Source organism: Polyangium jinanense (assembly GCF_028435365.1).
In genome coordinates this window covers 343095-358738 of the sequence record NZ_JAGTJJ010000007.1, presented here as the reverse complement: position 1 = coordinate 358738, position 15644 = coordinate 343095, and the positions used below count along the sequence as shown (strand labels likewise).

The following is a 15644-nucleotide window of genomic DNA, read 5'->3' as shown; positions in this document are numbered from 1 at the left end:
GCCACCATGGGGACGAGATGGCGCACGGCGTGGACATTCGGTCTCGCAGCGGGTTTGTATGGAGGCTGCTCGGCGGGTGGTGATGCCCCGGGCGCGGGAGAATCACTCGCCGCGCCCTCGGATGCGCGCGTCGCGGTGGAGACCGCGGAGGCGATCCGCCTCCACCTCGCCCGCGGCCAGCGTACGCTCGATGAAATGGCCTCGCCCGGGCCTCGCGCCGAGGTGCGTTTGCCCTCGCGCGCGAGCGACGCATTTCGTGTCGCGGACCCGGGAAGTGGTCTCTCGGTCGAGGTCGCGCTCGCGGGCGCGCGTGAGGTCGCGGGCGAGGCGGGGGCGGGGATCGTCGCGTATCCGTCGGGATATCGCGGCGTCGCCGATATCGTGCATCGTCCGACCGAAAATGGCACCGAGGACTACGTGTTTTTCCGGAACGCCCTCCCGGATGTCCCGGAGCTCCGGTACACGATCACGCTCGGCGAAAACGTCGCGGGGCTCCGCCTCGTGGGCAAAACGCTGGAGCTCCTCGACGCGGACGGCGCGCCGCGCCTGCGCATGGCGCCGCCCTGGGCCGTGGACGGAGACGGCAACACCGTCTGGATGAACGTCTTCGTCGAGGGTTGCAAGATCAGCACGGATTCACGATTGCCGATGGGACGCCCGGTCGTCGATCCAGGCGCGCGTCAATGCGAGGTAAAACTCTCCTGGGAGGGTACGACCGTACGCGCGCCGCTGCTCGTCGATCCGGCGTGGACCCTGACGGACGGCATGTCCATCAAGCGCCTCCGCCACACGGCGAATCTCTTGCCCGATGGCCGTGTCCTCGTCGCGGGCGGCGACAAGGGCGGGGAAATCCCGCTGGAATTTGCCGAGGTGTACGACCCGGCCCTCAAGATGTGGGTCCAGACGGAACCCCTGAAACAGAACCGGTTCGGGCACACGGCCACGACGCTGAAGGATGGCCGCGTGCTCGTCCTCGGCGGCAAAGCACTCGTGCAGCAGGTCCTCAACGTGACGAACGCTGCCGAGATCTTCACGCCCGCAAATGATCAGCCCAACGTGCCGGGGTCGTGGACGCTCGTGAAACCCATGAACTTCGCGCGCGCCCTGCATACCGCGACGCTCTTGAGTGATGGGCGTGTCCTCGTGACCGGCGGAAAAACCTCCGCGCTGGTCGGCACGACCGAGATTTACGACCCCGAGACCGATACGTGGGAAACCGTCGGGGAGCTGCACCAAGCGCGTTACAACCACACGGCGACGTTGCTCGACGAGAATCGCATTCTCGTCGCGGGCGGCGAGAGCGCCAGCCCCTCGCAGACCGCGGAGCTCTGGGATCCGGCGACCAAGACCTGGGCGCAGACGACCCCCATGAGCCGCGTGCACTCCGGTCATACGGCCACGCGGCTCCCCTCGGGGCGCGTGCTCATCGCCGGCGGCAGCCCGATCCTGGCGCAGACCATCGAGATCTTCGATCCCGCGTCGGAGGAATGGCATCCGGGGCTCAACATGACACGCCCGCGCAAGGACCACGCGGCGAGCGTGATGGCCGGCCATCGGATCATCGTCACCGGCGGCGGATTCGAGGAAACCCCGTTCACCACGGAGATCTTCGACCCGGCCACGCAGAGCTGGACCGCGGCCGCGTCCATGGAAAAGCCCCGCACGCTCCACACCTCCACGACGCTGCTCAATGGCCGCATCCTCGTCGCGGGCGGGACGGGACCGGCGGGGGTCCTCGCCGACACGGAGATCTACACGCCGCTCGGCGCGCCGTGCGACATCAAGTCCCCTTGTGACGACTCCTTCTGCGTCGACGGCGTCTGCTGCAATGCGCCCTGTGATGGCCAGTGCGAGGCCTGCGACGGCGCGCGCATCGGCATCTGCGAGCCTGTCGCGGGCAAACCCCACGGAGCGCGCCCGGTGTGCGACGGCACGAGCGAGGCCTGCGCCACGTGTGACGGCGTGAACCCGTTCGAATGCTCCTATCCTACGGGCAACAATTGCGACAAGAAATGCAACGAGTCCACGCTCACGCTGTTCGCCTGCGACGGGAGCGGCAATTGCGCGGAGTCGACGAGCAACAACTGCGCGCCTTACACCTGCAATGCCGTCGAGCTCTCCTGCGAGACGAAGTGCACGAGCAACACCGCGTGTGCCCTCGGCTCGACCTGCAACACCGAGACGAACATCTGCATCACGTTGCCGACGAAGTGCCTCGACAACGAGATGCTCGAGCTCCCGGACGGCACCCCGCAGAGCTGCGCCCCGTACGCTTGCCGCAACGGCGCTTGCCTCGCGACGTGCGCGTCCGTGGACGATTGCTCCGGCGCCGAGGTCATCTGCGACGAGAAGACCTCGAACTGCATGGACTGGAAGGCATTCGAGGACGCGCAATCCGGCGCGGCGTCCGCGAGCTGCACCACGGCGGCCCCCGGCGCGCCCGCGCCTTCCCGCGCGGCGGCCTGGCTCTTCGCCCTCGCCGCCGCCTCCCTGTTCGCTGCGCGCCGCCATCGCCCGCGGCCGTGATTCAGGGCGCGCCGCGCCCCGCCGCCCGATAGATCCCCGTCACGCCTTCCCCGGACGCATCCGCCGAGACGAACACCATTTCGGCCCCCGCCGGCAATACACGCACAGCGGCCTCCCGCTCGCCCAGGTACGCGCGCAGGTTCACGAGCCGCGCGTACATCGGCCCCACCGGGTACAGGGAAAACGTCTTCAGATCGGTCGTCGCCGCGAGCCCGATCGAATCATTCGGATCCGGCGGCAGCGCGCCCTCCGGCCCCACCGCCGCGCGCCCCTCCGTCCCGCGCGCCGTGAATACGATCCGCACGATTCCTCCCCTGACGAACACGTGCGGCGCCCCCACCGCGGTCACACCTCGCCAGAAGACCGGATCCTCCACGTCCGCGGGCGCGAGGACCGGGTTTGGCGAGGTACGCGTGCAGCCTTGCTCGGTCACCTGGCAAAGCCCGATCCCTCGGCCTCTTCCGCCTTCGTAAAGCAAATATGTCGCGCCGTCGAAATCGAACACCGATGGGGATCCCACGGCGCCCTCCTCCCACGGCTCGGCTGCAAGAAGCGCGGGATCCTGGTCCACGAGGAAGCTCTGCCCTTCATCCATCGAAATGGCCCGCACGATCCTCGCCGGATCTCCCACCTCCGCATAAAGCTCCATGCGCGCCCCGCGCCGGAGCACGCTCGGCGCCCCCACCCGCGCCTCCCCGGGCACGACGAACACCGGCGCCTCCGGATCCACGCGCCACCGCGAGAGCTCCTCGATACGCGCCCGCAGCAAAACCGTCTCGGCCCCGCGCGTGAGCTCCACGAATGCGATCGGCTCGTCCCCGAGCAGCACGGGCTCGCCGAGCGCGGCCACCTCGGCCACCGCGACGCACGTGCTCCCGCTCCCGCACGAGGCGCCGCCGCCGCAAAGCGACGCCGTGCAGACATCGTCGAGCGCGTCGCAGGCCTCCCCGTGGTGGCAATCGCCGTCCGACACGCACGACCTCGCGCATCCCCCCGAAACGCAACGCTCCCCCGACGCGCAGTCGCCGTCTGCCCCGCAGGCCCGCGTGCACCGCCTCCCCCGACAAACCGCTTGCCCCTCGCACGATCCCGCCCCCTGGCAAGGCGCGACGATGCAGCGGCCGCAAATACACCGCTCGATCCCCTCGCACTCCCCATCCGCCCCGCAAGCGCGCTCCGTTTGTCCTTCCGGCACACATAACGCCGTCGCCCCCGTCGCCAGCGCGGGTGCCACGATCCGCGCCGTCCCCCGACAAACCTCCACCGGCGACGCCTCCCCGAACGCGCCCACGCCATCCGCCGGAAAAGGCGCCCGTTCCCCCTCCCCCGACGCGAGCCCACACGAGGCGAGGAGCAACACCCACGCAGCCCCTCTCTTCATCGAAAGGCCGCCTCCACGGAGAGCGCCCCGTGCACCACGCGACCCGAGACCACGTACCGCGCGTTTGGCAGGGCCGGGCTCGCCTTCTCCTCCGCCCGCTCCGCCAGAAACGATACCTGCGCCGCCAGATCCGCCCGCAAATCCACGCCCCAGACCCGCCCGAGCCCCACGCCGCCGCCGAGGCCCACCGCGTGCCGCGTCGCATCCGCATAACTCGTGAATCCACGTTGCGGCGGCACCGGCGACGGCGACAGCGCATACCCCGCGCGCACCGCCCACCGGCCGGTCGTCCATTCCACCCCAAGCCGCGGCACCAGCACATCCCGGAAGTTCGGCGCGACGAACCGCACCTCCGTCCGCCCGGGCGACGTCCCGAGCGCCACGTCGAGCGACACGTCCGCGACCGGCGGTGGCGCGTCCGAATACCCCTGCCATTCGATCGAGCCCAGCACCGAAAAACCCGAGCCCACCTTGGCCCGCGCCCCGAACACGAACCGCGCCGGATCGTACCCGCTCACCCCACGCACGCGCACCTGCGTCGTCCCATTGAGCGGATTCTCCGCCAGCGCGATCCGTACGTCGCTGTCGACCGCCACGGAGACCCCGAGCCCCCCGCGCAGCGAGGCCCCGAACGCGACGCGACCGAGATCCACCGCGAGCCCCACGATCGGCGCCGCTCGATACGCGAGCGAGATATCCGAAGCCGCGTCCGCATACGTCCCCTCCGCGTCCTGCCCGAGCTCGAAACGTGTCCCCTCGCCGCCCATGTCGAGCGCAAGCGCCGCGCCTATTCCGAGGGCAAACGGCCCGCGCCGCAGGGCGAGCGCAAGATCGAACGTCGCCCGCTGCAAGGCCGCCTCGTACCGGACGAACTGTGGCTCGGTCCCGGGCCGAAATCCTATCTTCGCAATCTGCGCGTCCGGCACGTGCGCCGCGAGCGCGAATCCCAGAAAAAACGACGCGGGCAGCCGAAATCCCACTTGTACGCCGAGGTCCAGCCCCGACACGTCGGCCACGTCGGCCCGTCGATCATCGATCCGCAGATCCAGCAGCCCATACCCATACCCGAGCCGAACCCGCGCTCCGGGCGCCGCCGCGAGCGCCGCATTTTGCACGGGCGCGCCCGCCGGATCCGCGTCCGCCACGTCCGCCCGCACGAGCGCCGCGCTCCGCGCCCCGTGCCCGAACGTCGAAGGCGCCGTCGCCTCCGCGCGCCCGCTCGCGAGCAGAATCGCGAGGACGAGCCCGCCCCAAAGCCGCCCCGCGCTCATAGATCCACCCCCACGCCAAGCGACGTCGAAAACAAGCACCCCGACGCCGACACGAACTGCCCATTGCCGCCAAGACCGATCCGGAGCGCCTTCGCGAGCACGTCCTCGAGCACGAGCGTCGCCCCCAGCCCGACCGTGAGTTTGTCCCCGTCGACCAGGTTCGTCCTCCCCTGAGGCGCGCTCGTCATCATCGTCGGCTCTCCGCCTGCACCAGCGCGGAGCACGAGCGTCCTCTGTTTCCCGAGGTCGAACCGCACATTCGACGCAATCCGCAGCGAAACCACGTCCCGAAACAGCCGTCCGATCGGACGTGACCCGAGATTCACCCCCGGCAGCGTCGAGCGCACCGACAGAAACGGCCCTTCCCACGCCGACCATTGATGCCACGCCGCGTCGATCTCGAAGCTCGCGCGCCCCACGTCGAAGCTCGACGCGAGCACCACCGTCAGCGGATCGAACATCGCGCGTTTCGTCTCGATGTTCGTCACGAGCGGCACGCCGCCCACGTCCGCCGTCGTCTCGATGCGCAGCGGAATGCCAAACGCCTGCCGCAGGACGAGCGCGAGCCGCGCGCCCTCGACCGGATCGAAACGAACGCCGAACACCCCGGCCATGATTGTATTCGCATCGATATCGATTCGCGGCTCCGGCGCCCCCGTCGCGCCCGCTTCGAGCCGCGCCGGCCCACGCACCCCGGCGAGCACATTGACCGCCGCGCCGATCCCGAGATTCCGCGTGATCCGCACGCCGAGCGACGGGAGCACGACGAGCCGCTGCGTGCGATTGTCGTAATACGGTTGAAAAGCCCGATCACCCTCCCGCGCGAGCAGCCGGAGCGCCCGCGTCGGTAAAAAATGCCCCGCGAAGCCCAGACGAAAACGCCCCGCGAGAGGGCCTTCCAGAGGTACCGTCCCGCTCGCCGACACCGCGATCCCGAGCGGCTCCTCGAAGGGCAACCGTTCTCCCTGCGCTTCGAGCGTCGACACCGAGAGGATCGGCGCGACGCCGATCGACGTCCCCTGCCCGAGCGCGAGCCCGCCGGGATTGAAATACGCGGCCGTCCCGTCCTCCGCGCGCGCGCTCCGCGCCGACGCCTCCGCGACGCCCTCCGGCCCGAGCCCCTGCACCTCGAACGCGCCTGCCTGCACGCGCGAAGGCGCCCCCACGCACGCGAGCGCGACGCCGATCGAGAGCACGAAACGCAGCGGAACGTCGGCCATCGAGGAGCCGCACCTTACCGAGAAAACCCCCGTGAAGGAACTTTCCCGCCGCAGCGTTCCACAATAGGACATATCCTGTCCCTAGGACGTACTCCGTCCGATCGCCCCCTTTTCCGGATCCTTTCCGTCTGCCATGCTCTCCCTCGCGCCTGTCGCCGCGCCCGCAGCGTGTCCCCTCCACACGTCGCGGGCGCGGCGCGGCGCTCGACGACGAGGGCGCCGCGAAACGCGAGATCCGCGTCCGTCACGCGTGCCACTTGAACGACGCGAGGCTGATCCCGAACGTCGCCGCCGCCCATAGCGCCATCATCCCGAGCCCTCCCGCGAGGCTCGAAACGTCCGTCACCCCGTAGAGCAACACCGCGCGCGAAAGCCGCACCATCTCCGTCGACGGCAGGAGCGCGCCCACCGTCGACAGGAACCGCGGCAGCGATTCCAGCGGGAAAAACATCTCCGACAGGAAGACGATCGGCATGTTGATCGCGCTGATCACGTCGACGAGCAGCTCCGCGTTGTCGATCGCCGTCGCGAGCGCGAAACCCGCGCCGAGGAACGTGATCACGCCAAGCATCGAGATCACGAGGAGCCAGCCGAACGAAACGAGGGTCAGCGGCAAATCGAAGAAGAGCCGCGCCGCCCCGACCAGCAACACGACCTGCACGAGCACGATCGACGACCGCGCCGCCACGTTCGCCGCGATGAACGTGCCCTTCGGCAAAGGCGTCGTCGCGAGTTTCTTCAGGAACAGATTCTGCCGGAACAGGGCCATCGGATACCCCATCCCGAACAGGCCCGACGCGAGCACCGAAAACGCGAGGATGCCCGGGAAGAGGTAATGCACGTACCCCCACGCGGGCCCCTGCACGACGTCGAGACGCGCCGGCGCCGGGAGCGCCGTCGCGAGCCCGCCGCCGAAGATCCGATCCCGCGTCCCCACGCGCAGGATCACGCCCTCCCCGTCCGGCGCGGCCGAGAGCACGGCGCTCGCCATGCGCGCGCGAAGCTTGCCGAGCGCCTCGGCCTCGGTCCGCTCGCGCCCCACGCGCACCTCCTCGAACGCACCGAGCTCGGCCACGCAGCGCTCGATCGCCGCGCTCTCGGTCCCCGTCGACACCACGGCCACGTAGCGCCGCTCGAACGGGTGCCCGTTCATGAACACGAGCCCGAGCACGGCAAGAAGCACGACCGGAAAGACCAACGTGAACCCGACCGAGCTCCGGTTCCGGAGCGTGTCGAGGAGCCGCATTCGTACGAGCACCAAGAATGCGCTCACGTCGCCTCCTCGCGCCCGATCGCCTGGCCCTCGCGGATCTCGATCGCGCAGAAATGGAAGAACGCGTCCTCGACTCCGAGCCCACGCCGCTCGGCCTCGGGCACCGCCCGCACGAGCTCGTCCTTCGTCCCGCTCGCGCGCACGCGCCCGCCCACGAGGAACAAGAGCCGATCCGCAAGCGCGTCCGCCTCGCGCAGATCGTGCGTCGTCATCAAGAGCGTCCGCTCCTCGGCGAGCTCGCGCAACATCTCCCCCACGATCCGTTTGTTCTCCGGATCGAGGTGCGCCGTGGGTTCGTCCAGGAACACGAGCGTCGGATCATGCACCACGGCCGTCGCGATGAAGAGCCGCGCCGCCTCGCCGCCCGAGAGCCGCGTCACGGCCGTCGCCGCGCGATGTTCGAGCCGCGCGCGCGAGAGGATCCGCTCTGGACCGCCACGCACGCCGTAGATCGACGAGAACAGCTCCGCGTACTCGCGCGCCGTCACCCGCTCGATCTGCGCCTCCTTCTGCATCACCACGCCCACACGCTTCCGCGGATACGGCCGCGGCTCCTTGCCGAAGAGCCGATACGCGCCACGCGTCGGCTCCGCGAGCCCCTCCAGGATGTCGAGCAGCGTCGTCTTGCCCGCGCCGTTCGGCCCGAGCACGGCGCAGAGCCCGGGCCCTTCCACCACGAAGCTCACGTCGTCGAGCGCCACGGTCTCGCCGAAGCGCTTCGTGAGCCCCACGGCTCGGACGATCTCCTGGGCCTGCGCCTCGTTCATGGCGCCCCGAAGCCTATCCGATTCGCCCAGCTCTTCGAGTATCCTCGAACCATCATGCAGACCGCAGAGCGACTTCTCCACAAAACCACGAGCCTCTGCAAGGTGTGCAAGGACGCCCTGCCGGCCCGCGTCGTGGCGACGCCAAACGGCGAAGCGTGGATGCAGAAGCGCTGCCCGACGCACGGCGAGCAGGAGGTGCGCCTCTCGACGAGCGCGGCCTGGTACGAGCGCACGCGCGCCATCGTGCCGAAGGAGGCGCGCCCCGCGAAGATCCGGCGCCCGATCGAGCATGGTTGTCCCTTCGACTGTGGCCCGTGCGAGAGCCACACGCAGAAGGTCCGCTTGCCCGTCGTCACGATCACGAGCGCGTGCGACCTCGATTGCCCGATCTGCTACGTCCACAACAAGAACGACGACGCATTCCACATGAGCCGGGAGGAGTTCGCCCGGGTCCTCGATCACCTCGTCGAGGATCACGGCGGCGATCTCGACATCGTCAACCTCACCGGCGGCGAGCCGCTCCTGCACCCGCACCTGCTCGAATTCGTCTCGATGGCCCGCGCGCGCGGCATCCACCGCGTCAGCGTGTGCTCGAACGGCGTGCGCCTCGCGCGCGACGAGGATTTCGTCAAGCGCCTCGCCGATCACGGCGCGCGGATTGCGCTCTCCTTCGACACCTTCGACAAACACGTCGATCGCGCCCTGCAAGGCGCCACGCTCGTCGATCTCAAAACCCGCGTTCTTTCGCTCCTCGACAAACACCAGGTCGACACGACGCTCATCCCCGTGATGACGCGTGGCTACAACGACAAGGAGGTCGGCCGGATCATCCGCATGGGCCTCGAGCTCTCGTGCGTGCGCCACCTCGAAATCCACACGATCACGTACACCGGTCAAGGCGGCGTCTCCTTCGACCGCTCGGGCCGCATGTCCATGCTGGAGGTGCTCGAATCCATCGAAGAGACGACGGACGGCTTGCTCCGCGTCTCCGATTTCGTGCCCTCGCCGAGCGCGCACCCGCTCTGCTACCAGATCGCCTATCTCCTGCTCGACGACGAGGGCGGCCCCGCGCTCCCCTTCCTGCGTTTCCTCGATCCCGACACGATGTACGATTGCCTCGCCGACCACCTCTACCTGGAGCCGGGCACGCGCCTCGAACGCGCGCTGCAGGACGCGATCGACATGCTCTGGGCGCGCGGGGACGAGGGCGACGAGCGGGGCCTCCATCTCCTCGACAAACTCGTCCGCAAGCTCTTCCCGAAGGACAAACGCCTCTCGCCGGCCGAGGCGCTGCGCGTCTCGGAGCGCGCCGCGAAGGCCGTTTACGTGCACTCGCACATGGACGAGGAGACGTTCGACGTGGAGCGCACGTATCAATGCTGCGATTCGAACTGTTATGCGGACGGCTCGACGATCCCCGTCTGCAATTACAACATCCTCTACCGGGAGAAGGAGGCGCGCTTCATGGAGAAGCCGCGCGTATGGGGAGAGCGCGCGGGGAGGCGCTCGCTCCCGCTCGTGCAAGGGGGAACGTGACGTGACACGCCTCCTCGAAGGAAAACGTTGCATCGTCACGGGCGGCACGCGTGGCCTCGGCCTCGCGATGTGCGTCGCGTTCGCGCGCCACGGGGCCCGCGTGGCGCTCACGTACCACAAGGACGACGCGAGCGCGGAGGACGCGAAACGCGCCATCACCGCCGCTGGAAACGAGCCGCTCGTTTTCAAGGGATCGGTCGCGGACAGCGCGCACGTAAAATCCACGGTCGCGGCCGTCGTCTCGGCGTTCGGCGGCATCGACGTGCTCGTCAACAACGCGGCAATCACACAGGTCCTGCCCATTTCGCTCCTCGAAGAGTCGGACTGGGACGAACTGATGGACGTCAACGTGAAGGGCGTCTACCTCTACAGCCGCGCGGTCCTGCGCCACATGATCCGGGCGAAACAGGGCAGCATTCTCAACATCGGCAATTTCGCCTCCGAGCGCATCATCGAGTCGCCGATCCATTACGCCGCCTCGAAATCGGCGCTCCGCGGCCTCACGGAGGCGCTCGCGCGCGAGGTCGGCCGGTATGCGATCCGGGTGAACTTGCTCGCGCCGGGGCTCGCCGAGGTAGGCATGGCGCAGGGATTGCCGCAGCACCGGCAAAAGGAGTACCTCGACAAATGCCCCCTCGGCCGCCTCGCGCGGCCGGGCGAGATCGCCGAGATGGCCGCGTTCCTCGTCTCCGATTCGAACACCTTCATGACGGGCGCCAAGGTGGTGCTCGACGGAGGGCTCTAGTGGATTCGTACGACGACATCCTGCGGCGCGGGTTCGACGAGTACCGCGAATTCGTGAACCCCCTCATCGCGCAGCGCGCCGCGCTCGCCGGCGAGCCCATCAAGCTCGTCCGCGCCGAGGGCGGCATCCTGTACGACGACGAGGGCCACGCCGTCGAGGATTTCCACGGCACGCAGGCCTTCGGCCATCGCAATCCCTATATCGCAGACGCGATCCGAAGGTACCTCGACTCCGACGCGCCCTCCTGGTACCCGGCCCGCGTCAATCCCTTCGCCGGCCGCCTCGCGAAACGGCTCTGCGAGCGCGCCGGCCATTACGACAACGCCTTCTTCGCCTGCACCGGCAGCGACGCCGTCGAGGCCGCCCTGAAGCTCGCCCGCGCGCTCACGAAGCGCCCGCGCCTCCTCGGCCTCGAAGGCGCTTATCACGGCTGCACCTTCGGCAGCGTCTCGCTCATGACGAAGGGCTACCTCCGCGACCCGTTCGCCCCGTTCGTCGAGGGCGCCGAGCACGTGCCGTTCGGCGACGTCGATGCGCTCGCCAAGGCCCTTTCGCCCGGCGACGTCGCAGCCATCGTCGTCGAGCCCATCCAGGGCGAAGGCGGCGTGCGCGAATTACCGGCCCCGTTCGTCGAGGCGCTCTGCGAGCTCACGGAAAAACACGGCACCCTGCTCGTCGCCGACGAGGTCCAGACCGCGCTCGGCCGCACGGGCCGGGGCTTTCTCGCCACCGCGAGCTGGCCGCGCCGCCCCGACGTGGTTCTCCTCGCCAAACACCTCGGCGGCGGCATCACGCCGATCTCGGCGATGCTCACGAGACGGGAAACCTTCCTCCGCGCTTACGGCGACCATTTCGCCTCGGGCGAGAGCCACAACACGACGATGGGCTTCAATGCGCTCTCCTGCGTCGCCGCCCTCGCCGCGCTCGACCTGCTCACCGACGAGCGCATCGAGCGTGTCGGGCGGCTCGGCGCGAAGCTCAAGAAAGGTTTGGAAGGTACGCTCGCGCGTTCGCCGCTCTTTCGCGAGGCGCGGGGCGCGGGCTTCATGCAGGGCGTCGCCTTGAACAGCCCCGATCACCCCTGGCTCTCGTTCGAGCATTTCGGCTTCGAGGATCTCGGCCAGAAATCGATCATCTCCCCGCTCGTCTGCCACAGGCTCTACCGCCGCGGCTTTTTCTGCTTCACCTGCGGCCACGACTGGAGCCTCTTCCGGCTCCAACCGCGCTTCGACATCCCCGAGGAAAAACTCGACGCGTTCGTCGTGGCCGTGGCCGAGGAGCTCGACTACATCGAGGGGCTCGGATGAACGAATCGAAACGCAGAGCGCTCGTGCTCGGCGGCACGGGCGCGGTCGGAAGCGCCGTGCTCGCGGAGCTCACGCGCGCCGGAGTCCCGTCGACCTTCACGTACCATCGCGCCGAGGCCCGCGCCCGCGCGCTCGAAAATGAGCTTTCCGCGCGCCCCCTTCGGCTCGACCTCGCCGATCCCGCGGCGCTCGGCCGCCTCGCGGCTTCTCTCGAAGCGGAGGGCGCGCTGCCCGACGTCGTCATTCATTGCGCCGCCGTCGTCCGCCCCGCGCGCGTCTTCGAGGCGACGGACGACGACTGGGAGGCGACGATCGCCATCAATGCCCGCTCGGTCTTCCAGGTTTGTCGCGAATTCGGCCGGCGGCTCGAAGGCCGCGGCGGCGACCTCGTCTTCCTCTCCGCGCTCGACCGCACGCAATCCTTGCCCGTGCCCGCGATCTTCGCCGCGTCCCAAGGCACGACGTCCGCGCTCGTGATGTCGGCCGCGAAGGATCTCGGCCCGCGCGGCGTGCGCGCGAACGTCGTGGCCCTGGGCCTGCTCGGCGCCGGTATCGGAAAACAGCTCGATCCGAAGCTCGCGGACGAATACCGGACCTTCAGCGCGCTCCGGCGCCTCGGGACGCCCGAGGAGGCGGCGAAAACGATCACGTGGTTCGCGCTCCACAACACGTATGCGAACGGAAAAGTTTTGAGCGCAAACGGCGGGATCTGATTCGCCTTCACGCCGATCGTCGGATGGACGCGTGGCGCAACAAGGGCAGGTGCACGCGGAACGTCGTGCCCTCCCCGCGCCGGCTCTCCACCTCGACGCGGCCGCCGTGGGCTTCGATGATTTTCCGCGCGACCGAGAGCCCGAGCCCGACCCCGTGCGCCACCTTGCGCGTCGAGACCGCGCGATGGAATGGCTCGAAGATCCGCTCGATCTCCTCTGGCTCGATCCCGACCCCCTGATCCGAGACGGCCACGACCGCCTCGTTGCCGTCGCCATTCGCCGCGATCCGGATCTCGCCACCCGTGGGTGAATACTTGATCGCATTGCCAATCAGGTTGTCGAGGACCTGCTCGACCCGCGCCTGGTCGAGGTCGCATACCAGCGTTCCCTCGGGGATCACGAGCGAAATGCGGTGGTTCGGCGACGTCGAGGCATAAAGCTCGACGGAGTCGTTCAGGATCTGGCAAAGATCGCAGGGCTTCTTCGAGAGCTCGAGCTGGCCGGCCTGGATGCGCGTGGCTTGCAGGAGGTCGTCCGTCATCCGGGCCAGGCGATCGATTTGCCGATCCACGATGGTCAGCGTCCGGAGCACGCGCGGCTCCGTGGAAGGCGCGCTGCGCGCGAGGACGGTGGTGGACATCTTGATCGCCGCGAGCGGGTTGCGGATATCGTGCGCGACGGCCGCGAGCACGGCGATCTGTTCCTCGCGTTTTCGCGCGATCGACGCGGCCATTTCATTGAACGCCGCCGCGAGCTCGCGGATCTCGACGGGCCCGACATCGGGCGCGCGTGTATGGTCGTCCCCGCGCGCGAAACGCTCGATGGCGCGCCGGAGCGCGGACAGCGGAACGTAGATCTGGGAACGCGCGCCTTGCACGAGCGCGAGGACGAGCAGGAGCAACCCGCTGATGACGATGACGCTGACCGTATCCAGGGCGTCATCCCAGAACGTCGCGCTCTTCCGCGCCTGCGCCGCGTCCGCCAGGTTGATCGTCACGAGCTCGGCGGCCTTCGCCAGCGCGTCGTCGTAATCGATCTGCGTCTGCTGCAGCGCCTGGCCGAGCGGCACGCCAGCCTTCTCCAGGCGATCCCGCGCCGTGAAATACGTCGCCGTCCGCTTCGAGAGCTCGCCGAGGACCTGCTTTTCCATGTCGCTGCCGACGTGCGCCTCGGCCTCGCTCAGCCGAGCCTGGACGGCTTGGAGGACGGCCTTTCGCTGCTCGTCCGGCTCCACCCCGTCTCGCGCGACGGCGTGCTCGACCAGGCGCCCGTAATGCAGGAGCTCGAGCTCCACGTCACGCGCGAGTCCGGCCCCCATCATGGCCGCGTCGAGCCGCTCGGTATTGCGATGCAGGACCGCGGTCGAAAGAAACAGCGATACCGCCGAGAGGATGACCAGGAACGAGAGTGCAGCGATCGCCAGCGAGAGGAGCCGGCTCAGCCGCAGCGGGCGTATCCGATGCCACCGAGTAGGACGCGCGCGATCCATACGCCAAGCATGATTCGATATCAGCGAAGCCGCCAACCTCCCCCGCAGCCGGCCCTCGTCGAGGAAAGTTGGGCTTCGGCAGGGTCATGCTTGCCCCTGCTTGATCGCGTCGGCGCTTTTTTTCAGCATTTGGATGCCGACAGGGGGCCCAGCCCTACCGCGACCATTCTACTGCGGAGTGGGGTCGCCGAAATACAGGGAAAACCCTGGCGCCACCTCGAATTCGCCGAACATCATCACGGACCCGTCGCTCTCGATGATGCCCTGGATGTCCGTGGGGTTGTGCACGTCGAGGTCGATGGGCTGCGCGGTTGATCCGGTCCCAAGCACAGCCGTCCCCGCCACGTGAATGGGCACCTGCGCCGCGGGTAGCAAGAACGTGTCGTCAGCGACGGAGTAGAGGCCCGAGGTGGGCCGCTCGAGCGAGAGGCTCAGGTTACTCGAAGAGAACGTGACGTTCGCCGCAGCGGTGGGCCATTGTCCCGTCACGGACTGGGCCATCGTGAACGCCAGATCGTGAATCAAGATGGGGCAGCTCGTGGTGCCCGCCGAGCACGCATAGGTGGAGTAGCTGATCTCCCCATTGAACAGCGTGTTGACATACCCGGTCGTGGTCTCGAGCGTGGCCCCCAGGGTCAGCGTCTTGTTGAAAGGCCCCACGACAGGCGGCGTGACCGCCGCGTAGCACAGAGAGCCGGCGTAGAAGGTATCGCAGTTGTGGTGGTTGATCCGCTGATCGTCATTGGGGTAGGGATCCTGCTGGGTGATGAAGTCCTGGCACCACGCCTGGCAAATCGCGTCGTCGTCGTTGAGGTTGGAGTACGCACTCCGGTCCACCTCGTATCCACAGCCCGAATGGGGGACGGGAACCTCCGTGAAAGTCCCCCACACGCCGTTCTCCTTCGTCTCCCGCCAGTAATGGAGATCGGTGTGGTCGGTGTGCTCGATCGTTTCACCATCGGGGGTGGTCGCATAACTGCCCGCGAGGCAGCTGACCGTGTCCGACCCGTCAGGGCACCGCAGATCCGGATCGTACACGCCGGGCTGGTTCATTTGGTGTCGATCGTAATAGCAGGCCTCGATTAACCCTTGTTCGTCCAGGTACGGAGTGACGAGTGTGAACTGACAGATGTACTCGGCCTCCGCCGCCGAGCGGCCTGTGTCCAGCGCTGCTTTGATGCAATCGTCGTGACATAGCTCCTGCGCTACTTCCTCATCGATCGCGCACACCTCCCTGAACGGCAGATCCCCGTTCTGGATCAGATTCCCGTCGCAGAGCGTCACGGGTACGGGTTCTGGCGTCGAGGGTGGATCGGTTGGAAGAACGCCCGGGAGTATGCTGATGCACTGCATGACATGATAACAGGGCTCGCCCGTGAAGCATTCGGAACCTGGGGGAGGATCTTGTTCGCAGCC

General features: G+C 68.2%; 12 protein-coding genes. 5 read left to right on the top strand and 7 right to left on the bottom strand.

What is annotated here, in order from left to right; genetic code table 11:
- Positions 1-6: 6 nt before the first annotated feature.
- Positions 7-2526, top strand: coding sequence for a Kelch repeat-containing protein (locus tag KEG57_RS17835; protein ID WP_272420903.1), 2520 nt, complete (start codon positions 7-9; stop codon positions 2524-2526).
- Position 2527: 1 nt separating this feature from the next.
- Here KEG57_RS17835 and KEG57_RS17830 read toward each other — a convergent pair whose 3' ends face one another.
- From KEG57_RS17830 to KEG57_RS17810, 5 genes are all read right to left on the bottom strand, one after another.
- Positions 2528-3499, bottom strand: coding sequence for a glycoside hydrolase family protein (locus KEG57_RS17830; RefSeq protein WP_272420902.1), 972 nt, complete (start codon positions 3497-3499; stop codon positions 2528-2530).
- Positions 3500-3903: 404 nt separating this feature from the next.
- Positions 3904-5178, bottom strand: a complete 1275-nt coding sequence (locus KEG57_RS17825; protein WP_272420901.1) for a hypothetical protein — start codon at positions 5176-5178, stop codon at positions 3904-3906.
- Positions 5175-6398 (bottom strand): hypothetical protein, encoded by a 1224-nt coding sequence (locus KEG57_RS17820; RefSeq protein WP_272420900.1) that lies wholly within the window; start codon positions 6396-6398, stop codon positions 5175-5177. Before KEG57_RS17820 ends, KEG57_RS17825 begins: the two co-directional genes overlap by 4 nt.
- 244 nt (positions 6399-6642) lie before the next feature.
- A complete protein-coding gene (locus tag KEG57_RS17815) occupies positions 6643-7671 on the bottom strand; it encodes an ABC transporter permease (RefSeq protein ID WP_272420899.1) in 1029 nt (342 codons plus the stop codon).
- Positions 7668-8438: an ABC transporter ATP-binding protein gene (locus KEG57_RS17810; RefSeq protein ID WP_272420898.1), complete on the bottom strand. Its 771-nt coding sequence runs from the start codon at positions 8436-8438 to the stop codon at positions 7668-7670. The genes KEG57_RS17815 and KEG57_RS17810 overlap by 4 nt, the downstream gene beginning before the upstream one ends.
- Before the next feature lie 54 nt (positions 8439-8492).
- Here KEG57_RS17810 and KEG57_RS17805 point away from each other — a divergent pair, with 54 nt between their 5' ends.
- From KEG57_RS17805 to KEG57_RS17790, 4 genes are read left to right on the top strand one after another with little or no spacing between them, the layout of a single operon-like run.
- Complete coding sequence (locus tag KEG57_RS17805) at positions 8493-9974, top strand: radical SAM protein (RefSeq protein ID WP_272420896.1); 1482 nt, start codon at positions 8493-8495, stop codon at positions 9972-9974.
- Position 9975: 1 nt separating this feature from the next.
- Positions 9976-10719 (top strand): SDR family NAD(P)-dependent oxidoreductase, encoded by a 744-nt coding sequence (locus KEG57_RS17800; protein WP_272420895.1) that lies wholly within the window; start codon positions 9976-9978, stop codon positions 10717-10719.
- Entirely contained in the window at positions 10719-12026 is a 1308-nt protein-coding gene (locus KEG57_RS17795) for an aspartate aminotransferase family protein (RefSeq protein WP_272420893.1), read from the top strand. The genes KEG57_RS17800 and KEG57_RS17795 overlap by 1 nt, the downstream gene beginning before the upstream one ends.
- Complete coding sequence (locus tag KEG57_RS17790; protein ID WP_272420891.1) at positions 12023-12739, top strand: SDR family oxidoreductase; 717 nt, start codon at positions 12023-12025, stop codon at positions 12737-12739. Before KEG57_RS17795 ends, KEG57_RS17790 begins: the two co-directional genes overlap by 4 nt.
- A gap of 7 nt (positions 12740-12746) precedes the next feature.
- On the opposite strand, the gene KEG57_RS17785 is transcribed toward KEG57_RS17790, so the two are convergent.
- Both KEG57_RS17785 and KEG57_RS17780 read right to left on the bottom strand, forming a co-directional pair.
- On the bottom strand, positions 12747-14228 hold the full coding sequence (locus KEG57_RS17785) for a HAMP domain-containing sensor histidine kinase (RefSeq protein WP_272420889.1): 1482 nt from the start codon (positions 14226-14228) through the stop codon (positions 12747-12749).
- Between the two features lie 168 nt (positions 14229-14396).
- Complete coding sequence (locus tag KEG57_RS17780) at positions 14397-15512, bottom strand: hypothetical protein (RefSeq protein WP_272458649.1); 1116 nt, start codon at positions 15510-15512, stop codon at positions 14397-14399.
- Positions 15513-15644 lie beyond the last annotated feature (132 nt).